Below are 23,960 nucleotides of genomic sequence, written 5' to 3'. Positions count from 1 at the left end.
CTATATTTTTTTAGAAAGTGGTATGTTTTTGTTCAAATCAATTTTTGGGGTGATAGATTCCAAATAGTTGGAGCTTAACGCCTTTTTGTTTTCTACAAAAGGTCGAATTTGGAATAACCATAGTTTATTGTTTTGGAATCCCAATTCCACATCATAGGCCCCATCATAATCCGATTTTGTTTCCTTGGGCATAGTGATACGAATAGTCTTGGCAAACTCCCTTATTTCCTTAATATTCTCTTGGCTTAGGATGAATTTTTCAAAAGTGGACATATGTTTTTCCGTTCCTCCAGTTGATGGAAGTCGATTATGGTACATTTCCCTAGCTGGTGCCAGCAGTTGAGTGGCGCCAGTATCCATTATTAAATAAGTTTCTGCCGATTGGCCATCTACTGCACCACCGGCCCCTCTGCTAAAAGCAATGGTCAAATCCTCGGGATTGCCAGAACTTATCCCTTTGGTAATCAATACTCCGGAATAATCTACATCCACACTTGGAATAACCAGAATGGAGGGGAATACGTTTTCTGGGTTTAGAAGGTATTTTTGTCGCCATTTAAAACTACGTTCGGAATAAGGGGAAGCCCAAACGTCCCTAATACCCGAGATTATTTTTTCCTTGGCTGCAACATTGAAAATAGTAAGGTTTAATCCCGCCCCGGTAAAATTCTTCAAATCCTCCATGTTGGTGTCACTTCTCAGAAAAACAGGGATTTCACCAATAGGTTTTCCTAGCACTTCTTCGAAATCGCGTTCCAATTGCGAAATGAATTCGTCTTTCATAGGCATTACCTTTATAGCCTCCCTTAAGCTTTCCAATTGCCTTAATTGATAGTTTTCCACCTCCCCTTCCGGAATGCCATCAGAACGCATGCTCTCGGCCTGCTTGAAGGTAAAGTTTAGATAATCCCAGTAGCTGCCCTGCTGATCGGGCATAGGTTGGTCCATATGGTCCCTAAATATTCCAAAAGGAATTACCAGGCCTTCAACCACCTTTTCCGGGAACATCTTTTTTAACTGTCCCAAATTGGCTGCCTTCGGACCGCAAAGTTTACCCGAATCCTCTGCATCCACGGATCTTAGGTTTAGTATTGCGGTTTCATCCAACCTTATATTCTCTATGGGTACTTCAATTTTTTCTTCCTTGCGTTCTATCTTGACAAACAAATTACGTTCCTCTTCGGACATATCATTTTCCAACTTCATAATAACATTGCCTTTATTGGACACCGCATAAAATACTCTTTCTCCGCTAAATTTTTGAAGGCTTTTTAGATTGTCATCTCCAAGGGCGGTATTGGGAATCCCCATATTCCGCGCCAATAACTGTACGTGGGAAACCATATTGCCCTCTGAAACCGTGGCAATACCTGCAATTGGTTTAAGATCGGACGGCGGACGTTGGAAAACATAAATTTTTTCGGAGGACACCTCGATCTCATCCGGAGAACCGCTAACCACTACCAACTCGCCCAAGGCATACCCTGGATTGAGACCACGGAGTCCACTTTGGTTGTCTATGTCCATGACCTTGTTGGTCAAAGCGGATTCCTGTGCAATGATATCGCCCAATTCTCCAACGGTCTGGCCTAAGTACAGCGCAATGGATCCCCTTATCTTATCGTCTATAAATCCATATGCCTTTGGTTCAAAAGCGGTGTAAATATCTACTATTTCCTGATAATTAGCCTTTACCATGGAAGAACTCCATTCCACTTCCCTACGCGCATTTTCCAATACAGTGGTTAGTTGCCCAAGGGACATGGAGCTTGTATTGGACCCTTTAACGGATAAATTAAGTTGCTCCCATTCTCCCAATTCTATATATCCTGCCCCGGCATTCGCCATACCCAAATAACACAACTTGTCCAAAAGTCCGTCTAGATCTTCTGGCTGCCATTGGGGAGAATTCTTAAATATTATTTCTTCCAATTTTAAGGAGGCGTCCAATAATTGCAGGCGGGCAATCGCATTTTCTTCTTTTAGGACGGCCTGCCTTATATCTAAAAGCAATTCGGCCGTGGCGGGGATAAGTACTGCAGCATTTTTCTCTCCATTGTAGCTGGTAGCAAAGGTTTTTATTGAAACCCCGATGGGGCTATCCTTGACAAGGGGAGTGCTTTTTTGTATCTGCGCAATATCCACTGGTTTGTAGAAATTGGTCATGGTAGATACTAAAGCATCAATTTTGGCTTTATTTTCGTTGGATAGTTTGTTGTTGTTTTTAGCTTTAAAATCCTTTACTTTATTAATATCACCTGCGTCAGGTTGACTATGGATCTTAACCCTTAAGTCCATAAATTCCGGTACTAAATCTGATATTACCTTAGAATCGCTCCTAATAATTTGGGCCAGATTATCATCACCATTATGTGGAATATCCTTTAGGGACTGTCTTATTAGGTAAAAATTTTGGGTTAAATTGTCAGTGTTGGATAATAGCCATTTATAAAAATCGACGCCCCAGGCTTCTTCGTCCTCCGCCTGTAGTGCTCCACGATAGAACTGACCCTTTTGTAAGATCCAGCCATTATCTACAGTTCTTAAATATTTGTCCAGCTGATACTGCTTAAGTCGGGAGTTATTATGTTCTGAATCCCAAAATTCCTCTTTGGTCGTATAGGCTAAAATCTGCCCCAAGTAAATATGGTTGTTCTTCACAAGATCGGTTACCGAGCTTTTATAGGTGGCGTGCTGAACTCCGGGTCCAATATTGTCTGGACATGGGTCTTTTGGCTGGCGTATACTGCCATCCGTGCAAAACCAACGAATCTCCTTATAGGGTCCTCGGATGTCCTTCTTATAAGATTCGATTAAATTCTTTATTTCCTGATTGCCCAATTTTTGTCCAATGCCCATAAAGGGTATATAAAATAGTAGAACGCAGATAAATATTTGTTTTTTCATAGTGATACACTAGTATAGCCAATGATTAATCAAATGTAATACCAATTTTAATGCGATTATATTTTTGGCGATTAGTTTCGTGCTCTAAGCAAAAAAAATATAACCATAAAAACTGGAAATGGTTTAAGGAACGGAATTCCGCTTCTATGGATTTATAATGTAGGAAATTAACGGTAGAGTTACAAATTAAAAGAGTTGGAGGCTCTGGGTATAAACTCTAAAATTATAGTCGATGGTCAATAACAATAACAGGTTTTCTGCTCATTTTTGGAAATCGCAATTCCTGAAGGGTTTTAAAATCGTGGAATTCAATTTTAGGCAGTACCCTTAGCTTGGCCCTAAAGTGATCCTTAATCGTTTGCAGTAGAGTATCTGTCGGATTCAAAGTAGCTATTTTAATACAAATTTCATCAGTTCCTATATCGTTATGGGCAATTTCGATTACAAAGGCCTCTATTTCATTAAAATGATTGAGTACGTTGTACATTGCCGGGGGATATAGTGTAGTACCCTTGTACTTTATCATTTGTTTTTTTCTCCCAATAACGGGTCCTAAGCGTAAGGTATTCCTTTCGCAGGAACATTTTGAAGTATGTGCTTTAACAATATCACCGGTTTTAAACCTCAGTAAAGGCATGCCTTCGACACCTAAGGTAGTAATGGTAAGTTCTCCGGGCATACCAACTGGAACTGGTTTTTCTTCATCGTCCAAAATTTCAGCGATGATCAATTCCGGATGGTGATGGCCACCTTGTTGAGCCTCGCATTCGGTAAAGGCAGTGCTCATTTCGGTTGAGGCATAGGTGGAATACAAGGGAATGTTCCAATCTTTCTTTATTTTGGCAGCGAGGGTGTTCAATGAAAAATCATCATTTCTTAGCGATTCTCCAATGCAAATGGCACCTTTTACTCCTGCTTTGTTGGGGTCTATTCCATGTTTATGGGCATATTCTATGAGTTTCAATAAAAATGAAGGGACTACAATGAGGTAGGTTGGTTTAAATTTATGGATGGAATCCCATTGAAGCTCAGGAATTCCGGCACCTACTCGAATAATTCCCGCTCCCAGCTCCCTGGCGCCCAGGAAATAAGCCAAACCGGCCATAAATCGTCTATCTATAGTGGTAGTTAATTGCAGAATATCGTCTGCCGTAACACCGGCACAGTCAAAAGAAATGGCCTCGTTATAAGCCAACCTGTTCAGGTCATTGTCTGTTAGGGCAAAGGTAACAGGTTCGCCCAATGTGCCGGAAGTAGTTACATAGTCTATAATCTTGTTTCTATCTACGCACAAAAAATCATCATTATATCTTTGAAGGTCTTCTTTGGAAGTTGTTGGTAGTTTGGTCAGGTCTGCCAAGGTAGTTATATCGCTGGCCTGTAAATTATTTTCTTTAAAAATTCTTTTATAATAGGTCGATTTTTGTGTAGTATAGTAAATAAGTTCCCTTAAACGCTGTTCTTGTAACAGTAGTATTTCTTCCTCGGTTGCTTTTTCAATATCAGGGATCATTATTTTAATTTACGTTTTAATCTTCGAATATACGAATGTACCAAAGCTTCCTCGGGAACTGTAGTGATTTCTTTTGTACTTGCCTCCTTAAAAGCATTCAAGGCAGCTAAGTAATATTTTCTATTGTAATAATAGCGGCCTACCCAAAAGTGGGTTTCCCAAAATTCAGGATTCAATGTTTTAAATTCCTCCAGGAATTTAGGAGTTAAGTGTTTATCGTCAGCCACTGCTTCCATTATTTGGTGGTGTTTTGACCTATACTCCTCGTAGTTTTGATACGCTTGGGTATACAGGAAACTGTCTTTTTTAATGTTTTCATTAGCGACGGAAAGGGTCGTTTTAGTCCTCTGATTTAAACTGTCCTTAAAAATTTCGTTTAGGTCATAGGCTACAAATTCTCCTAATTGGTAGGGATTTGAAGAAACCCATACCAAACCTTGCTCCGGTTTAAAGACAATTCCGTGATGGGCCAATAACTGGTTCAATGCCTTTTCATTGCCGTAACCAATATCCAAGTCACTAAGACCTTCTTTGTTTCTAAGTATGTCCACAGCAATTTTAGGAGTTATTTTTTTGTGGTCTCCCAAGAGTTCCTCCAATCGCTCAAAACGGTAGTTGGAATGACTTTCGGAAATATGTTTTTGGTTGTTTTTGTCTTCTGCATAGGCATCACTCTGAAAGTGGTTGGAGCAGATCAATTGATTGGTGTTGGGGACCTCATATACTCCGAAATTATGCGGTGAGACTTCGATTACTATTGCTTTTTTGTCCCTGGCACTACCTACTAAAATGGATTCCGAAACAAATACTTGGCGTTTTTTGGCAATGGCTACGGCCTCTTTCAGGGTAGCTGCATATTGTAAAATTTCCCTAGTAACGATACTGATGGGTGTTTTGGCCACCAATGGAATTTTAGATTTTCCTGCGTTGATGGTAACAGTCAACCCATGCTCGTTCATTCCGGAGACAACGCCTAGCATTCCGCCCCATGTCACGGACATAAATTTATGGCCTTCGGTAGGGTCTACAAAGGAAATTATTTTGTTTTCGGCAAAATCGTCCCCTGCATAAAAGTCAAAATTCCGACCAATGATCAAACTCCCATCTTCAGATTTATCGCCCCAGGCTGCAAAGGAAGAACATCCTACTAGGGCCAAATCTTGTAGGGCATGTCCAATATCATGGGCACCATGCAGGTAAAGTACCCTCGAATATGGTTCCGCTATGTAGTCAAAGTCCTCAGAAGCGTATTTGGATAGTCCCAAAATTTCTACCTTGATTTCCTCAGGGATGTTTTTATACATTTTTCTATTGTACCAGGCCAAGAATTTTTTTAGAAAGTATCTTTTTGTCTTAGATGGCACCAGTTGTCTTACCTTGGATAAAAATATCTCTTCCTGGTGCTGAAATAGTTCTTCCGTAAGAGCTCCAGTAATTAACCCCCTTTGCAAGGGGTCTCCAGAAACATAGAGTTCCCAAAGGCCTTGTTTATTTTTAGTCAAGTGGTTATTGGAATAAACGAAGGAAGTATCCGATGTTTTTGTTATATCTGGAATTTGGGGGTTGTAGGTACTTATATTGGGCCTATCCTTGAGGGATTTCGAAATTCCACACGAACCCAAAAGGCTAAGCAGGGCAGTCAGATATATAATCAATTTTATGCGGTGCATACTAAATACCTAATTTATTGTTTGCCTATTCTATTGTTGGTTTTTATCAGCATCCTTTTCTCCTTAAAGTCTACCCATTTTTGCCCCCATAATTTTCGCATGGTATTTTCAAATGGTCTCATTAAAAACAGATTCCCAAACATTTTGGACAACAATATGGGACGTTTGGGCAATGCCCTGAGGGTAATGGAGAATCCACCATCCATATATTTAATATAGTGCCAGTATCCGCTTGGCATATACAAGGCATCTCCGTGCTTCATTTCAATATACAGTCCTTCAACCTTTTTTAAGGCGGGATAGGTTTCAAAATCTGGTTCGTCCATGTTTATGGATTCCAAATTGTGCACTGAAAAAGGCACCTTGTATAAGTATTTTGTCTGTTCTGGTGGAAACAATAGAACACTTTTGTGACCGTGAAAATGAAAGTGAAGTAGGTCGGACAAATCCATGTCGTAGTGGGGCAGCACTACCGAGCCTTTACCGCCAAAAAACATGACCGGTAAGCGTTTGAAAAATTTTAATCCAATATCAGGGTACCTTATATCTTTAATTAATTCCGGCATTTTATCCAGAATATTATAAAAAAATATACGAAGGTCCGTAGGTTGGTTTTTAAGGATTTCAAGGTAGTCGTACAGTTTCATTTCCATCGCCGGGGCGGCAGAGTTTTGTCTCCCTTTGGTAGGTTCATTATTGTACAGCGGGACCATCTGGTCTCCCGCCAGTTTTTGTATATATTCTATATTCCAAAATTTACGGGCTGGCCAATCATTAGTGAGGTTTTCAATTAAAACGGGACGTTGGGTTTTATAAAATTTATTAATAAAATCCTCCTTACTAATATTGCTTACCCTGGTAATCGGTATCGTTTTGATCTGTCCCATATAAAAATTTTTACACCTCTTGAGTTTTATTGACTTCCAAAATTTTTTCCAGTAAATAGTCTTTTCCAACCAACTCGGAACAAGTAATGATTGCTCCTATTGTTACTCCTAAGATTCCGTGCATATTTAAACTCTGACCGGTAAATAAAAGGTTTTTGATTTTTGTTTTAGGAGAGACAAATGAATGCAGAGGATTGTTTACGTCTTTGACATAGCCATACATGGATCCATTATGTGACCCTATATAATCCCTATAGGATAGTGGGGTGGAAGCATAAACGGTTTGAATGCAATCTCGGAGATTTGGGAACTTTTTCTCCAATTCCGTAATAAAAATTTCTGTTTTATAATTCTTAAACTCCTCATAAGTCTGTCCCCTATCATTTTTAGAGGCAACTGTGTTAAATGTATTTTGCCAGTGTTTAACCTCATTAAAATTCATATAGGTCATAGCTATTAAACTATCTCCCCAACCATCATCTTTTTTATTAACGCCCATGGAGACCATATATCCTTCAGGCCAACTTTCCTGAGTGTAATTTTGGGCATCCCAAACCCGATCTCCATATTTAAAATGATAAAAATTCTTATTATGATATTTGAAGGAATTGGGTTTTAAAACAATGTATAGACTAAAGGCAGAAATAATACTTTCAATCTTGTTGATTCTATTGGTATAGGATTTTCTAAAGTTTTCCTCACCAACCATTTTTAGAGTGAGCTTAGGTTCTACATTGGATATGAAGATATCGCCATTTATTTGCTTTCCATTTTTTGTATCAACAGAAGTAATTTCCCCATTTTGAACATTGAATTTGGACACTTCATGATGTTTGTAAGTATCGCCTCCATATTTTTTTATTTGTCGGATAAGTACTTTGGTAATCTGACTGCCCCCGTTTACGCATCGGTAAGCACTTTCTATATAGGAATTAACGGAAAGAGCATGTACATAGAAAGGAGAACGTTCCCCATCTCCGGCATACAGAAAATTGGTACCCGCAAAAACCGCCTGTAGCTTTTTATTATCTGTAAGGGAATCGATATAAGTTTTGGCATTTAAGTTAAACACTTCATCACTCCCATAGGAAGGCTTGCCTTTGTTTAAATTGTACAATGGAAATTTGGAACAGGTATCCCTTAACTTTTCACTATAAATTTTTATGGCCTTTTCCTCTTCTGGAAATTGGGCTATCAAACTGTTTTCAAACCGAACATACCCTTGTGCATGTTTGTACTCTATTGGATCGTCGTCGAACGTTATAATATCAAAGCCGTCTTCATCCAGTTTTTTGAGTTTTAATTGGTCCATTATACCCAAATATGTAAAATATTGGTTCAGGTTTTGGCCATCTGAAAGTCCGCCAATATAATGTACACCAGTATCAAAAATGGTTTTATCCCGGACAAAGGTTTGTAAGTTGCCTCCAAATTGATTATTTTTTTCCAATACACAGACACTATAACCTTCCTTGGCCATTATCAAGGCAGAAACCAATCCCCCTAATCCGCTTCCAACAATTACAATGTCGTAATGTTCTTTCATATGCTGAGTTCTTTACAATTCCCAAAACCAATTCTCAATAAAGTGTTTTGGTAGGTACTCTTTGACTGTATTAAATTTATTATCCCTAGCTGTTGAAATGCAGGGGTACTTTTGGACTCCTATCACTAAGAGGTATGCTGGGCCATTATTTTTTCATGTATAACAAGGTTTTCATTTTTCAAAATACTTTTAAAACCATTTGCCTTTATAATTTTTGAAGGCAATTTTGCTCCTTCGTTTACCAATATCAGTAAGCGAATATTGCTTAGTATTATATGTTCCAGCACTTTTAAATCTTTAATTTCAAAATCAATGATCATTATGTCTGCCGGATGTTCAATGGCCCCATTAATTGATTCTACCAAGGTTAATTTGGCTATTTGCTGAGCAATAAAACTGTTTTTTACAATAGGTCTTACCTCCACATCATTAAGATAGGTGAAGATTTTGCGATCAACAGCATTTAAAGATAATAGAAAATCCAGTTGCCCGTATTCTTTTGAAAGATGAATTATGGAATCTGAAGTTCCAATGTGTTCTGAGATTTTGGAATATATTTTCGAGTTATTTTCTAAATCCTTCTTTACCTCACGATAGATGGAATCTCCTTTGTAGCGATAATCTTCAAGAATGGTTCTTGAAAAATAAGTATCCCCTTCCACTTCATTTCTTAATTTTTGAAATTCAGATCTGAAATGAGCTGCGATGCTTTTATTCCGCTCTCGGTAAGTTTTGCCGTAGTCAATGTTTTCCGGTGAAATTCTATCCAAAATCTTGACGGTTATACTGCCGTTTTTTATCACAAAACTTCCTTTAGGAAGAACTTCTGAATTTCCATGTATTAGCACCGGAACAATATCCATATTGAACTGCTCCGCCAAATAAAAGGCTCCTTTATGGAATCGTCTTATTTTATTGGTTCTGGATCTTGTGCCTTCTGGGAATGCCATTAAGGAGTATCCTTGAGCTACCTTGATTTTTAAATGTTCCAAGCCGTTGTCAATTCCTTGGGATACAGGATAAAAGCCTGCCAATTGAACGGCTTTTCCAAAAATTGGAGATTTGTATACCCAGTCGTTTACCAAATAAATAATCTTTGGATGTAACATGCCAACAGCCAAAATATCTAAAAATGAGGTGTGATTTGCAATAATTATGGCAGGTTTGCTAAAGTCTTCCCCTGATAGATTAATTACTTTTTTACGTACAAAGGGATTGGTGTACAGAACCGATTTCATGAATTTTGAAATCGTTCTATGAAACCATTTCATTTTAATTTTTTTGTTAACGGGCAGGATTTTCATAAAGGTAACGCTCCATATGGACAACAATAGTCCACCGGAACCGTAATAACCAAATGAAAGGACGGAATGTACCAATAATCGAAGGCTAATGGGGCGTTTTTCATTACTTCCAATAAAGAGCAGGAATAATAACGGTTGTATGGTAAAAGCGACAAAAACAGCCGATAGGATGCCTATTAACGAAACCAGACTAATGGAGTTTAACGCTGGGTGTTTTGCAAAAATTAGCACCCCAATACCCAAGATTGTCGTTATGGCCGAAAGTAGGATAGAGGTTCTGTGTGTAGTCAGCAATTTTTCTCCTTTACCATATTCCTTGAGCAATCCTGTGGTTATGAATATACTGTAATCTATTCCCAATCCAAAGATGAAGGTGGAGATTATGATGTTAAAGATGTTGAATTCTATATTAAACATGCCCATAATGCCAATGGTCAACCACCAAGTCAATAAAATAGGAATGCTGGTTACCAAAACGAGGGAGAAGCTCCTAAAGAAAAGGAAAAGGATCAATAGTACAATTCCAAGGGAGTAACCAATTAACTTATTGAAATCATTTTTGAGATTGCCTAAAAACATCTCATTCATTTCTTGCCTATCTATTACAAGGGTTTTGGGGTATTCTTTAAAAATTTGCTTTACCTTTTCGCCATTTCCCTCCTTTAATTTGATCAGTGATGTAATGGTGGTAAAATCATTATCAGTAGTAACGTAGTCGTCAATAGGTAGGGAAGCTGCGCCGTTGTAATCCAAAATGTTCAGCAAGTTGAAATCTTTGTCGAGAAAGGAATAGAATTTTTCGAAGGAGTCTGGCTTAAATCCTAACTGCGCACCGCTTTCTACAAGATTTTCTTTTGTATATGCAATAGTTTTATCGTCCCAAAAATCCTTCCAAAGGGCAATTCTTTCTTGCTGTTTTTGTTGGGAAAGGACTAAGGTGCCAATAGATCCAAAACTAAGAATTTCTCCGTTGTTCTTTAAACGGATCAGTTCTTGGTAAATGGTATCGTTGGTTTGAAGCGCCACTTCGCTTTCTTCCCCATAGATGGCCAGATAAATGGATTTGGAGGCTATATTGGTAAGTGCATCCAGTCTTTCCCTAGCTTGCAACAGGGCGGTTGGTTCATAGTTGAGTTTGGAAATATCTTTATTGAAAATTACTTTATCGTGAAAAAAAACACTGGCTGTCAACAAGCCTAAAAGAACAACAATACACCATTTGTTTTTATGAAAATTGTAAGAAGCTATTTTATCTAAAAGGGTGTTCCTAATTTTAATTTTATCATTATTCCGATAAACGTGGGGTATAAAAACGAGGGCGAAAATACAGGAGCCAATTACGCTAACGGCGGCAAAGATACCAAGGTCCTGTAGTGCTTGCGAATCCAGAAAAAGCAGACATAAAAAGGCTAGGGCAGTGGTAATGCTGCTCATAATAACGGGTTTGGCCACATCCGTGTAAAGTGTCTTTATAGACGGGTTATTTCTTATTTGGGTTAGGATATGCAAGGAATAGTCCAAGGTAACCCCTAGAAGTACGGAGCCTATTCCCAGGGAAATGGCAGAAATTTTCCCCCTGGTCAAATAAAGTACAGCAACGGATAGTGTTGCTCCGAAAAGGGTAGGGGCAAAGAGAATAATGGGAATGGTTATTTTTCTATAAAATAGAATCAGGATACCAATTAAGATGGATAGCGCAATACTGACCGTTAGTTGAATATCGTTTTTTATCTGTTTTGCGTTGGCGACCGCTATTAAAGTGGCACCAAAATATTCACTTTTGACTTTGTCTTTAAACAAATGGTCCAGCTGTTCCTGGGTTTCATATAAATCGGCTACAAATTTTGTGTTTTCCACGGTTTCACTAGAAGGGTGGACGGGAGTAATGAAGAGTAATATATTCTGTAGGTCCTTACTCAGGAGAAAGCCATCTTTAAGGGTAAATTGCTCTCCGATGCCCAATTGCCTTAATTTTTTTAGGGCAATAAAGGATATTCCTAGAGGGTCTTTCAGAATCATTTCCTTGGCAACAATTCCAGATGGTGAAATTAATGTTCTGTAATTTTTTTCTGTGATTTGGGTAATACTGTCCTTGTCGAGTCTTTTTGAAATAATATTGTAATCTTCCCTGTCCAAGAACAAGGGAGCATTTTCATAGACAAAACTCATAGTCTTACCTAGGTCTCCATCATCTATCTTGCCTTGAATTTTCTTTATATGTGTGGAAGATTTTTTGGAAATGCTATCCAGGAAAACAGTTGCATACCTAGTTAGTTCTTCAATGTTTGCCCCTGGTTGACGAATAATGTTAACGACAATCTTATCTGCGAAATTTACTGATTTTAGAACTTTTTGAAGTTCTGCGGTTCTGCTATTATTTGGTATGAGCTTGGTTATGTCCTCTTCGAATTCAATTTTGGAGGCCATAAATAAAAGGATCGAAAAAACGGCAATCAGACCAAAGACGCTAGTCAGCCTTCTATTGGCAACAAAATGATAAAATCGATATAAAAAACTACCCATTTTTAAGTGCAATTTTTTTTCTGTCAAAAATATTCAATATAATATAGCCACAGAATCCCGAGGATAAAGCTCCAAAAAAGGAAAGGGTAATGCTACCAATTATATAGGATTTTAAATGTTTTATCACTTCGAAATTTTCTCCAGCTTCCTCAAAGGTAAAGTCAAAATCGGTACCCAAGGCCCAGTGTCCTATTTTTAGGCTAATAAATAACACAAATGGGATAAAAGGAGGGAAGCTTACGTTGGAAAAGGCAAAGGCAATGGTTTTGTTCAGTTTAAAGAGTACGGCCAAGAAAATAACTATCAAGGTGTGGAATCCCCAAAGGGGGGATAAACCAATAAAGACTCCCAAAGCTATGGAAAGTGCTTTTTTTTCATGGGAATCATTGCTGCCTAGAAAGTCTTCATAGAAGAATCTTTTAATTCCTTTTTTTTTTATTTTTTGGATTAAATCACGGGGGAAAATATAAAGAAATGTGAGTATTACCAAATAGGTGTTTAAAAGGCTAATACGTGAAAAATCTACAAAGGGTCTAAAATGGGATACCCTTTCCGTGACATCATAGGTTACTTTGACCGGGATATTTTTCACTTGTATTCCGTTCCATGCAGCCTTTACGATCGCTTCAATTTCAAACTCAAATTTTCTGGTAAAGAACGTGATATCCTTTAATGCCTTTATGGGATATAGTCTATAACCAGATTGGGTGTCCTGTAGTCTTATCCCAGTTTCTACCCAAAACCAAAAATTGGAAAATTTGTTGCCAAAACTGCTTTTTTTGGGAACGTCTTTTTGTCCCATATTTCTTGCCCCTATATAAAGTACATTTTTGGATGTTTCTTTATTTAAGCTGTCAATAAGTATAGGGATGTCATCCGGAAAGTGTTGGCCATCAGAATCAATGGTGATTGCAAAGTGGAAACCTAGGTGCAAGGCCAATTCAAAACCTTGTCTCAAGGCATATCCTTTGCCTTTGTTATGTGGGAGGGAAATAATGTGTATATGGGAGAATTCGGTTAAAATGTTGGAAGTGGTATCCGTTGACCCATCATTTACGACTATAATATCATTGGTGTATTGCAACACCCCTTGAATGACTTTTTTTAGGGTTTTATGATTATTGTATGTAGGTATGACCACACAGCATTTAAGCTGATCCATAGCTTCAGTTGTGGATGTGGTTTGTTGTGACACGGTTTTTTGCAATTTGGTTGTTCTTTCTTGTAGGAAAAAACAAGATATGGTTCGCAAAAATAGGAATTACTAAAGTTAAAACCCTTGCTTTTCTTCAGTATTAAATTCTGTTGATTGTAATATAAATGATTTCACAAAATCCTTGACCAATTGGGAATTGGTCTTTTTATAGTGGTTTAAAATGAATGTCTTGTCCTCTTGAATGTTGGATTTATATTTTAAAAACTTGGGAGAATTTTCCTGAATACTCAATCTAAGACACCTTATTTCTATATTTTCAGGTTTTTGCGATACCGCGTACTCCAAAAATGATATCCCGTTTTTAAAAAGGTTTTTTCGTTCTTCATTTTCCTTGGAATATTTTGCCGACAATGCCATAACCGCACCTTTGTAGGCTACCAGTATTTTGTTGTCATCCTTGGTTAAAGGCTCTAACTTATCCATTAAATCCAAGGCTGATTCACGGTTATTGGTGGCCAATATAAAATCCTTGCGAATCTGCGCAAGGTCTGGAGTGAAAAGCGAGGGGGAAATCAGTAATAAGAGAAAACAGAAGAATTTCATCTAGGCCATACTTTTAAAGGTTGCACTAAGTTTAAGGGCAATTGTTTCCCCAAAGGTGGTAGTACTTTTTATTTTGACCAAACCGTCCATTTCACTAAGGTTGATGTCTATAAGAAGTGTTGGGTCGGTTTCAGGATTTATTATTGCCATAAATTTTACATTGGAGGCAATGGATAGAAACAAATCCTTCCCAAGACTCCTTTCTGTAAGTTCTTTTATAATTTGAATCATACAAACACCGGGCATAATAGGCTTTCCAGGGAAATGGCCTTTGAATATTTCATGCTTGGGATTTAACTTGATTTGGGCGGATATGCCTTCTTCGTTTTTGTTAAAAGTTTCGGTGGTATAAAGTCCTAGTATTAACATTTGTGTTACATATTAAATTTATAGGCCAGTCCAATTTGGATAACCCTGTTTAATTGATTTTCCTCAGAATTGCCTCCATACTCACCGGAGTCATTAAAATCCAGATCGATCAATCCTTGCTTAAATCTCAATTCCATTGCCAATCCAAAATCAAACTCATATCCAATTCCTCCAAACACAGCTATGTCTATGGGAGTAATTTCTAGATTATCGCCATTGTCGTTAATTAGATTGATAAAATTTTCATCAAAATTAATGTCTAGACTTGGACCCAATGTAAAGTGGAAACCCTGATTTCTACTTACAAAAAACTTATTGCCCAGACCAATGGATACATAATTTATATTTATGTCCTCCCCATTTCTGAAGCTGGCATTGCCTCCCTGATTGGAATATGCGATTTCCGGTTGCATTGTATAGCTATCCGTAAAACGGACTGCTAAAAATAATCCGGCATATATTCCAGTTTTGGTGTCCAGTTCCGAATTCAGTACCCTAGCACTGTTTGCACCCAATCTTATGCCTAATTGTGATTTGCTTTGGGCGAATACATTGGAAGAAATAATGAAGAAAAGGCCTAATAACAGTAGTTTTTTCATCTTTAAATCGCTTTTAAATCAATAGTTAGCTTAATGTTATTATGTCTTATGTTGATTTCCCTGGCATGGTTGTCTTCTATCTGTGTAAAGATATAGTCCGATTTTTCTTCGCCTCCTCGTGTTTCCAATATTCGATGGAGTTGCTGGTCTGCCATAAGGTAAAAGTAAGTTTTATTCTCTTTCCGAGTCTCCAGGAATATGGTATCCCCAGGTTTATCGTAATGGTTCAAAATTTCGGGATTTTCATTGGTTAAAACATGAAAGTCCCGCTTCAGAAGGTTAATGAGAATCTTTTTATTCATTTCGTCTAAAATGAAATTAATTTTGAATTCGTTTTTAATAAACGAAAAATCAAATAACTTATTTCCCATTTCTGTTGTAAAGACTACCCTATGGTGCCCTTCACCAAGTTTTTTTACTGCGAATATTCCGCCAAAGGATTTCGTGCCGAAATTTATTTTGGCCTTATAGACATAATCCTTGGCCATATCGGAAAAGTAAGGATTGGATATGGTTGAGGTAGTCCCAATTTTCCTTTCTAAATTACTCTTTTTTGGATAGGAAGAACAAGCCAATAACAATGCTATTAAGCTAGTTAGTAAATACTTCATTGTCCAATGGTTTGTTGATAAGTCTGTCCGTAAATACAATTCTAGTAAAATCCTTTGAGGGTTCTACCATTTTAACCTCTAGAACGTTGGCATTTTCCTTATCGAAGAATAATATAAAAGAGGCGATATAACTTTTTATTTTCTCGTCCTTAGGGGTAAAGATGACCTTATAATAATTTGTGCTTTTGTAGTAATCCATACTAAAGTCAGAATCCTGAAACAAGTTACCTTTTACACTATTAATAATTAGTTCATTTAGTTTTTTGAAAAGGGCACTATTTCCCAGGTCCACATTGCTTTTGCTTCCGGAATCGTTAATTAATAATTTATCGTCCTTAAAAATAACACTGTATTCGAAGGGTTTTATATACTCCCATTTTACCATGTTGGGAGCCTTAAACGCCATTTTCCCTTGTGTTATAATATCATTTGATAGAAAATCCAGGTGCTTATATTGTGTAAAATTGCTTTGGATAGTAACCGTTGCCTTTGAAGTTTCATTGATCATGGACTTGAACCTTACAATTTCTGCATTGTCCATGTTGCTTTCCTGGGCTATTAAAAGGGAAACTTGACCAAATAGGACAATTAGAAATAGTACGTTACGCATAGGCTTCAATATCTAGCAATTGGTCTACAGAAACCGATTGCATTTTGTTGTGCTGTAAAAATAGCAATAACTGTTCCAATACTTCAACTGTTTTTTCACTACTATCATGGAGGAGGATGATGTCGCCTTTCTTTAAGTTACTGGTAATACGTTCCAAAATGGCCTTTTTTGATCTTTTGGTGGTGTCCAAGGATCGAATGCTCCAGCCAATTGTTTGAAGTTCCGTTTTTTTTATAGCTCTATTTATATTGGGGTTTGTTACCCCAAAGGCGGGTCTAAATAATTTAGGGTCAAGACCTGTTACTTCTTTTATGGTAGTATTTGTTTTTTGGAGTTCCAATATTACTTTTTGTGTTCCAAAGAATCCAAATTTGTTGGAATGTGTATAAGTGTGGTTTCCTATGGTATGTCCGCTTTCAATGATATCTTTTGCAATACCACCATATAGCCCTACTCGCTGTCCCACACAAAAAAAGGATGCCTTGGCATTATATTTTTCCAACAGTTTCAAAATTTTTGGAGTAAAATCGGGATGTGGACCGTCATCAAAGGTAATGGCAACCCAATTCTTTTGGCTTTCTTTATTCAAATGAAGGGCTGGAAGATGATAATTCCAACGAATATGGAAGGATCCTATAATGGTAAAAGTTGCCCAAATCGCAACCGTTAGTAAATATATCCACCAACTTATGTCCCAAATAGTATCCAAAATAATTAGAGCGATAAATGCAATTGCAAAAAGTCGATTTATTACAGGAAACTTCAACATTGGCGAAGAAGGGTGAAACTATGGTTTTTACCTCTGTATTGATTGTACAGTAAAACAGTTCCAAACCCTTTTGATTTAATGGTGTTTAGGGTGATCTCACTAGGAATATGTTGGGACTTCAGAATTTTGGCACCCACCCAAAATCCGAATGAGGATGCTGTGTTAAACTCACCGCTAAGATGTTTGTAATAAACTTGTTGGGTGTTTTTAAAAAGCCCCTTGCTGAGTTCCAAATAGTAATTGTCGAAGTTTAGGTCTCCATTATTTCCACTGATCAATACGTCTATATCGTCTACGGAAAGATTATTGTTTTTTAAAAATTCCTCTAGATTGGTTGCTAGCTCTGATTGGGGTAGGGTATTAAAGGTCTTTACACCCAATATTTGTGCATAGCTGGAATTTTGTTTGTTGTTGGACAATACAAAAAAATTGGCCCCTTCCCCAAAAACAGCGCCTTCCGTGTTGGACTGCAACAACTTGTTGGAATTTATTTTTTCCGGTTTTATATGATGAATTAGTTTGTGAATGGCATTGGTATGTTCGCCCGATTCATCAACCCCACCGATAAGAATGTTTTCTGCTTCTTTGGTCTGTAATTGCATTAATGCATCTAAAAGAGCGGATTCAAAAGAAACACTACTATGGACATAGGTAAAATTATATCCTTTACACCCGATACCCAGCGCTATCTGACCCGCAACCGTATTGTGGGTAGACTGTATAAAGGAGGTAGGGGTAAGAAACTGTTCTTGGTTGTCCAAAATGGCGGTGACAAATTTTTCGGAATCCCGAACACATCCCATTCCTGTTCCGGTAATAATGGCATCTACATTCGTTAAATTGGCTTCCTCAATAGCTATTTTGGCAGCAACTACTCCCATTTTTATTCCCTTTGCCATTCTTCTGGCCGCCGCCGGCGGAATAAAATCCTTATAGTTGGGTTCTATTGCAGAAATAACGTTGTCTTCATAGGTAGTAATTTCCTCCAAAAAATCATTGTTATCAAATGTTTTTTGGGCAGATATGGAACCGATACTGTTGATAAAAACTTTTTCCATTACTTTTTGAGAATGCCGATTTATAATATAATATCTAAAAAGATCAAGTGACCCAATTGTAAATATAACAATTCCGTCTTAGGGGTTTTTTGAAAAAATAAGTGTGGAACAATTTCCGCCAAACCCAAGGGAGTTCGAAAGAACTGTGTTTAATACTTTTTCTTTTAAGGTGGTCTCAGGGATTAGGGTAAACTCCTTCATAGGAGTTTTAAAGTTTAAATTGGGATAAATAATGTTGTTTTGAAGTGAGAGTATAGCATAAACCGCTTCTATTGCCCCAGCTGCGGCCAAGGTATGTCCGGTAAAGGCTTTGGTAGAACTGAATTCGGGAACTTCTTTCCCAAAAACTCGGATAATGGCCCGCCCTTCGGACAAGTCGTTGTTTCCAGTTGCGGTCCCATGGGCGTTTATGTAATCAATGTCCTTAGGTTTCAGTCCTGCCACGGTAAGGGCTTTCTCCATAGATAGGGTGGCACCATCACCATTTTCTGAAGACGCAGTTTGGTGAAACGCATCATTGGCATTACCATAGCCGGCTACATATCCCAATACTTTTTTGTTTTCTTTTTTTACCAGCATTTCCGATTCCAATACCAAATAGGCGGCTGCTTCCCCTAAATTTAGTCCTTTTCTATTTTCATCAAAAGGTGTACTGTGTGTATCGGACAAGATCATTAGCGTTTTAAAGCCATTAATAGTGAATTTTGACAAACAATCTGCTCCACCCACAATAACCCTATCCAATTGCCCCGTTTTAATCAACCTGGCCCCGAACATTATAGCATTCGCAGCAGAAGAGCAAGCTGTACTAATGGTCGTGACCAAACTTTGATCTATGCCCAATTGTTCTGCAATCTTTTCTGTAGAGTCCCCGGCATGGTGGCCTTCTATATATCTCCTATTGTCCCCACTTTCCAAGTAATCGTAATAATACTTTTCGGTCATATCCATGCCTCCAACACTGGTGGATGAAATAATACCTGTCCTGTATGCTTTTATGTCGAGTATTTTGGCATCCGCAATAGCTTCCTTAGCCGCTATTGCCCCCAATAAAGCAGTTCTAGAGTAATTGTTATTAGGGCTTAAGCCCAATTTCCCCTCTAATTCCCTGTTGGTGAATTCAATTTCACCTACCATAATACTGTCTTTATGTAGGGTGTCTATTTTTGAAATTTGTGAAATTCCAGTTCTGCCCGCTATAAGTGATCGGTAATTCTCGGCCACATTGTTTCCAATAGCGGATATTATACCCATTCCCGTTATAGCCACTCCTTTGGACATGTATTTTTTGTTTTTTAAGGTCTAGATTTCCTTGGATGTAACCAATTTCTTTAATAGGTGAATGAACACTTAGGTTCCTGTATGCTATAAGTAATAGGATTATTTTGTTCGATGCGTCGTAATATAATTTGACATTACTTCTATGGACTCAAATATTTTTTTGCCCTCTTTGGGGTCGGTTAGTTTAATTCCATAATCCTTGTCCAACATTACTATAAGTTCCAAGGCATCAATGGAGTCCAGTCCAAGACCGTCACCGAACAAAGAATCGTTATCTGCAATTTCATCAATTGCAATATCCTCCAAGTTTAACTGAGTTATTATTTTTTCCTTTAGTTCTTGTTTTAAATCGCTCATTTGGTTGTGTACAATTTTATTATTTCTTCTTTATTATGTGTAATGCTTCCTTCTGTAGATACTAAGTATAGAAATGCTTCGTAGTCTTCTTTGTCACTGTTTATCCATCCGCACAACACTTCGTCCGCTTTTCCAGTATTAATTAAACTCGTTGCATAGTCGTATAGATACCCCGCATTAAAGTGGTTAAAGATAAAAAAACTATTTTCAGAATATAGCTTATGTTTAATACTAATCTCTCCAAGGCATATATTGGGCAAGGTATAGACGAAAATAGCGGGACTCGGAAAATAGTTTTCTTTGTCTACAATGGAATCTTGATGCTTCCTGTCTGTTTCCAGACTGGATGCACTATTTGAAAATACCAAGGCAATATTATTTATTTTTTCTGAATCTGTGGTTAGTGGTTTGAGTAAAATATCAGCGGCCAAAAAGCCTAGTTTACTCAGGTCGTCCATTTTAAAAAACTTGGGATAGTTGGTATCCATCTTTTTATAGGCCAGTTTTATAAACGAGCTAAAATCGGTCTCCCGGTTTTCAAAGAGCAACTGGTCGTTCAACATAACCTTGTTGTTGAGAATGCTGCAGTATGACTTTATTTTTAGTTTTTCGACCTTCATGATTGAACTTTTTTAAATACGGCCGCAGTATTGCAGCCCCCAAAACCGGAGGCAGTCTTTAAAAAGTAATCTAAATTCTTGGCGGTAGTTTCCTTAATTACGTTGATAGGTTGTGATACTCCCAGCTCAGTAAACCCCATGGAGGAATATAAGGTATTGTGGTAAAGGGAATGCATGCCAATAATTGTTTCCAAAAGACCGGACCCTCCCAGTGTATGCCCAAAATATCCTTTTAGGCTATTTAATGGAACCCTGCCCAAATCCAATCTGTTCAGGGCAATTGCCTCCATCTCATCATTGAAGGAGGTAGCAGTGCCATGGGCAGATATATAATCTATATGTTGAGGGCCTACCTTGGCTTCATTAAATGCTGATTGAATGCTGCGATATAGGCCTTCCCCAGTTCTAGATGGTCCGGAAATGTGATTGGCATCATTGCAGGAGGCTTCACCCAAAACCTCTACGGCCTCAGGTACTAAATTGTCCTGGTCTGTGCTCACTAATACACTGGCGGCCACTTCCCCAATGTTAATTCCTGACCTTTGCTTGCAATAGGGTTTGCAGGGCAAGGAACTCATAGCTTGGAAGGAGTTAAAACCGGAAAGAATAAAATTGGAAACAATATCACTGCCAACAATAAAAACTTGATCAAACGTTCCCTGCGCAATAAATCTCTTGGCTATTGAAATGGCCAATACTCCAGAAACACAGGCATTGGAAAGCACAATGGGCTCTGTGGTAAAACCAAAATGGTTTTTGATTATATGTCCTAAAGTTCCCAAATACGCCCTTTCTGGGGGCATTGGGTGCTTTGGGTCCAAGGTGTCTATATTTCCTTTGGTAGTGGATAGTATTAAGCCCACCCTACCCGATAATTTTACCCCGGATTCTTTAAGTGTTTTGTCCAAGGAAATAATCATCATTTGCTCCAAACGCGTATATTCATCATTGGATCCCAACGGTTGAAAGGCCGCTGATAGTAAACTGGAATTGATAACCGAGGCGTAAAAAGGTGTAGGGAATAAGTTTTCATCCTTAATTAAGGTAATCCCCGATACTCCCTTACGGATATTTTGGACCACCGTAGGACTATCAAAGCCTATTGATGAAACAATATTGTTATATGAGAGAAAGGTCTTATTCATTCAATAATCCAACTTTAAGTTTCCATTCCAAAAAAAATGTAGGCATGGTCAAGTATAAACTCCCTTCGTCTTCCACAAAAACCTGAACAGTTTCCCCAGTGCATACCAATTTATTTTGGGGATTATAAATTTCGTATTTAAATATCATTTTTGCCGCTGGTGAATCTACAAAAATTGTTTTGATAGTGGCCACATCGCCATAGCGCAAAGGAAGTTTATGCTCACAACTGGATTTAACGATCGGAGTAGTAAAGCCAGCTGCTTTTTGATCTAGATAGGAAATACCATGATGGCGCCCAAAGGCTTCTCTGCCATCTTCAAAATATTGGATATAATTTCCATGCCATACAATTCCCAAAGGGTCTGTTTCCGCAAAGCGAACCCTAATTTCACTAGTAAAGCTAATCTCTGATTTGTTATTAGACGGCATTTTTTCTTTCATTATACAAAATAGAAATTGCGGTGGTTATGACAAAGAATACAAATAATAAGGTTAGTTCAGGTACAAGATCAATAATACCAACGTCTCTTAGAAAGACATCATAAAAGGCATTAAGGCCCCAGTTCATGGGAGATAAATTTGATAGTGTCTGCATGAACTGAGGCATAATAAAGACCGGAACCCACACACCTCCCAAAGCTGCCAATATAACTACAAAAGTGGCTCCGAAGGGAGCGGATTGCTCCTGGGTCTTTGCTACCGTTCCCAAAAGTAAACCTAGGCCAATGGCCGCTAGTCCTGCAAAAATGGCAACTAGGAACAATTGTGGAATTTTTCCTGAAACATCAAGGCTTGCAAGCCCTAAGGTAGGTAAAAGATAAACACCTATCGCCAACATAAGTCCAAACTGAATAAGGCAAACGGACAAGTAAACCAAAGTTTTTCCTCCCAATACGGTTAAATAAGAAACAGGATTGGTCCTGAGGCGAACAAAGGTACCCTGGCTCTTTTCTTTGACCATATTGATGGATAAGGGGACAATTATAAAAAATATGGCGAATAATGTCCAAGCGGGAACATTGTGTTGCACGGAATTCGGTATTATTTCATTTTCGCCAATGGTAGGGGTTATTTCTTTAAAGGTGATAAAACTACCGGTGTCAAATATGGCTTCGCTTTCATCATCTGTTATTTGGGATTGGAATGCCTTATAAATAGTCTGGGTCTCAATTTTAAAGATCATCTTGTCTATTCCATTTTTTATGGAATTTTTAAAGGCCATTTGGGTAGCAGGGTCAAAATAAAGTATCACCTCCTTTTTATCTAAATCTACTTTCTGTGACTCAGGTATTTCTTGGTCCAAACCAAATTTGGATAACAACCCCTCAACATTTAGATTTACTTTTTTTTCCAGCTCAGAACTAAGGTTGGTTGGGATTACAATAGCCAATTGATACTTCCCTTTAAACACAAGTTCTTTGGCTTCTTTGTCCGATTCTTTCTCAATGATATTAAAGGAATTGGACTCTGCCAGACCATCGCGTATATTTTTGGAAACCTCACCTTTGTCGTAATCCACCCAAAGGATGGGTATTTTATTGTCATTGATGGATCTAAAGGTGCTGTCCTGAATTAAGGTAATGGTGACCACCAATACCAATGGCATTACAAATAGGATGGCCAACCCTCCAAGATCTCTAGATAGGAGTAGTAATTCCTTATATGTGGAGGCCCATAGTTTATGCATGGTCTCTTAAGGCTTTTCCGGTTAAGGTTAGAAAGACATCTTCAAGATTATGTGCTTCCGGGTACTGGGAAATTAGATTTTTAGGCGCGCCTTCTACAATAATCTTTCCGTGATCTATAATGGCCACTCTGGTGCAAAATTGTTCCGCTTCGTTCAAATGATGGGATGTATAGACTATAGTGGTGCCTAGCGTATTTAATTTTTTTAAATGATCTATAATTACATTTTTGGACTGTACGTCCACACCAACAGTAGGTTCGTCCAAGAATAACACCTTGGGGTCGTGTAGGATACTGGCAATTAAGTTGACACGGCGTTTCATGCCACCAGAAAAGGTATCCAATTTTTTACGGGAAAATTTTTCCAAGCCTAAAACTTCCAAATGAAAATTTATTTTTTCCTTTAACCGCCTCCCCTTTAGACCATACATGCTACCTAGGTAATACAAATTCTCATATGCGGTTAGGGTAGGGTAGAGCGCGTATTCCTGTGGTACAATGCCAATTAGTTGTCTAAGTTGATTTCCGTTCTTTTGAAAAGTTAACCCATTAATGGAGAAATTGCCCGAAGTGGGTTTTATTAAAGAGCTCAGCATGGAAATTAGAGTTGTTTTTCCTGCTCCGTTTGGTCCTAAAAGCCCAAAAATTTCACCCTCGCTAATTTTAAGGTCTAGCTTCAATACCGAATATTCTTCGGCATTTTTATATTTTTTGGAGAGTTGGGAAATTTGGATCATCTGTTGCC

The 23,960-nt window shown here is 38.0% G+C and carries 21 protein-coding genes; all 21 read right to left on the bottom strand.

The features are described 5' to 3' along the window. The 21 genes from MWU78_RS05595 to MWU78_RS05495 all read right to left on the bottom strand — a co-directional run bounded on the left by MWU78_RS05595 (position 1) and on the right by MWU78_RS05495 (position 23,952). Entirely contained in the window at positions 1-2,907 is a 2,907-nt protein-coding gene (locus MWU78_RS05595; protein ID WP_246995786.1) for a PEP/pyruvate-binding domain-containing protein, read from the bottom strand. Between the two features lie 223 nt (positions 2,908-3,130). After that, positions 3,131-4,420, bottom strand: a complete 1,290-nt coding sequence (locus tag MWU78_RS05590) for an AMP-binding protein (RefSeq protein WP_246995784.1) — start codon at positions 4,418-4,420, stop codon at positions 3,131-3,133. Further along, a complete protein-coding gene (locus MWU78_RS05585; RefSeq protein WP_246995782.1) occupies positions 4,420-6,090 on the bottom strand; it encodes a C45 family peptidase in 1,671 nt (556 codons plus the stop codon). Before MWU78_RS05585 ends, MWU78_RS05590 begins: the two co-directional genes overlap by 1 nt. 14 nt (positions 6,091-6,104) lie before the next feature. Further along, a complete protein-coding gene (locus MWU78_RS05580) occupies positions 6,105-6,977 on the bottom strand; it encodes a cupin-like domain-containing protein (RefSeq protein WP_246995780.1) in 873 nt (290 codons plus the stop codon). A gap of 10 nt (positions 6,978-6,987) precedes the next feature. Continuing rightward, a complete protein-coding gene (locus MWU78_RS05575; RefSeq protein WP_246995778.1) occupies positions 6,988-8,523 on the bottom strand; it encodes an NAD(P)/FAD-dependent oxidoreductase in 1,536 nt (511 codons plus the stop codon). Positions 8,524-8,648: 125 nt separating this feature from the next. Further along, on the bottom strand, positions 8,649-12,350 hold the full coding sequence (locus tag MWU78_RS05570) for an MMPL family transporter (RefSeq protein ID WP_246995776.1): 3,702 nt from the start codon (positions 12,348-12,350) through the stop codon (positions 8,649-8,651). Beyond that, a complete protein-coding gene (locus MWU78_RS05565) occupies positions 12,343-13,545 on the bottom strand; it encodes a DUF2062 domain-containing protein (RefSeq protein ID WP_348647056.1) in 1,203 nt (400 codons plus the stop codon). The genes MWU78_RS05570 and MWU78_RS05565 overlap by 8 nt, the downstream gene beginning before the upstream one ends. A gap of 75 nt (positions 13,546-13,620) precedes the next feature. Next, entirely contained in the window at positions 13,621-14,109 is a 489-nt protein-coding gene (locus MWU78_RS05560; RefSeq protein ID WP_246995774.1) for a hypothetical protein, read from the bottom strand. Next, complete coding sequence (locus tag MWU78_RS05555; RefSeq protein WP_246995772.1) at positions 14,110-14,478, bottom strand: 3-hydroxyacyl-ACP dehydratase; 369 nt, start codon at positions 14,476-14,478, stop codon at positions 14,110-14,112. It abuts the gene before it with no gap. A gap of 5 nt (positions 14,479-14,483) precedes the next feature. Beyond that, positions 14,484-15,077, bottom strand: coding sequence for a porin family protein (locus tag MWU78_RS05550; protein WP_246995770.1), 594 nt, complete (start codon positions 15,075-15,077; stop codon positions 14,484-14,486). Between the two features lie 2 nt (positions 15,078-15,079). Further along, positions 15,080-15,688: a hypothetical protein gene (locus MWU78_RS05545; RefSeq protein WP_246995768.1), complete on the bottom strand. Its 609-nt coding sequence runs from the start codon at positions 15,686-15,688 to the stop codon at positions 15,080-15,082. After that, positions 15,669-16,298, bottom strand: coding sequence for an outer membrane lipoprotein carrier protein LolA (locus MWU78_RS05540; RefSeq protein ID WP_246995766.1), 630 nt, complete (start codon positions 16,296-16,298; stop codon positions 15,669-15,671). The genes MWU78_RS05545 and MWU78_RS05540 overlap by 20 nt, the downstream gene beginning before the upstream one ends. Beyond that, positions 16,291-17,067 carry a polysaccharide deacetylase family protein gene (locus MWU78_RS05535; protein ID WP_246995764.1) on the bottom strand — a complete coding sequence of 259 codons (777 nt, stop codon included), beginning with the start codon at positions 17,065-17,067 and terminating at the stop codon, positions 16,291-16,293. Before MWU78_RS05535 ends, MWU78_RS05540 begins: the two co-directional genes overlap by 8 nt. Further along, positions 17,061-18,125 (bottom strand): beta-ketoacyl synthase N-terminal-like domain-containing protein, encoded by a 1,065-nt coding sequence (locus MWU78_RS05530; protein WP_246995762.1) that lies wholly within the window; start codon positions 18,123-18,125, stop codon positions 17,061-17,063. Before MWU78_RS05530 ends, MWU78_RS05535 begins: the two co-directional genes overlap by 7 nt. A 78-nt stretch (positions 18,126-18,203) precedes the next feature. Then, a complete protein-coding gene (locus MWU78_RS05525) occupies positions 18,204-19,406 on the bottom strand; it encodes a beta-ketoacyl-[acyl-carrier-protein] synthase family protein (RefSeq protein ID WP_246995760.1) in 1,203 nt (400 codons plus the stop codon). Positions 19,407-19,505: 99 nt separating this feature from the next. Continuing rightward, the gene (locus MWU78_RS05520) at positions 19,506-19,763 is read right to left on the bottom strand and encodes a phosphopantetheine-binding protein (protein WP_246995758.1); all 258 of its coding nucleotides are present in this window, start codon (positions 19,761-19,763) and stop codon (positions 19,506-19,508) included. Next, the gene (locus tag MWU78_RS05515; protein ID WP_246995756.1) at positions 19,760-20,383 is read right to left on the bottom strand and encodes a 3-oxoacyl-ACP synthase; all 624 of its coding nucleotides are present in this window, start codon (positions 20,381-20,383) and stop codon (positions 19,760-19,762) included. The genes MWU78_RS05520 and MWU78_RS05515 overlap by 4 nt, the downstream gene beginning before the upstream one ends. Beyond that, positions 20,380-21,528 carry a beta-ketoacyl synthase N-terminal-like domain-containing protein gene (locus tag MWU78_RS05510; RefSeq protein ID WP_246995754.1) on the bottom strand — a complete coding sequence of 383 codons (1,149 nt, stop codon included), beginning with the start codon at positions 21,526-21,528 and terminating at the stop codon, positions 20,380-20,382. Before MWU78_RS05510 ends, MWU78_RS05515 begins: the two co-directional genes overlap by 4 nt. Next, positions 21,521-21,958: an acyl-CoA thioesterase gene (locus tag MWU78_RS05505; RefSeq protein WP_246474457.1), complete on the bottom strand. Its 438-nt coding sequence runs from the start codon at positions 21,956-21,958 to the stop codon at positions 21,521-21,523. The genes MWU78_RS05510 and MWU78_RS05505 overlap by 8 nt, the downstream gene beginning before the upstream one ends. Beyond that, positions 21,948-23,216 carry an ABC transporter permease gene (locus tag MWU78_RS05500; RefSeq protein WP_246995752.1) on the bottom strand — a complete coding sequence of 423 codons (1,269 nt, stop codon included), beginning with the start codon at positions 23,214-23,216 and terminating at the stop codon, positions 21,948-21,950. Before MWU78_RS05500 ends, MWU78_RS05505 begins: the two co-directional genes overlap by 11 nt. After that, a complete protein-coding gene (locus MWU78_RS05495; RefSeq protein ID WP_246995750.1) occupies positions 23,209-23,952 on the bottom strand; it encodes an ABC transporter ATP-binding protein in 744 nt (247 codons plus the stop codon). The genes MWU78_RS05500 and MWU78_RS05495 overlap by 8 nt, the downstream gene beginning before the upstream one ends. Between the last annotated feature and the right edge of the window lie 8 nt (positions 23,953-23,960).

This window comes from Arenibacter sp. F26102 (genome assembly GCF_023015865.1).
Lineage (GTDB): Bacteria > Bacteroidota > Bacteroidia > Flavobacteriales > Flavobacteriaceae > Arenibacter.
The sequence above is the reverse complement of the archived record's forward strand: the minus strand, read 5'-3'. Positions and strand labels throughout refer to the sequence as shown.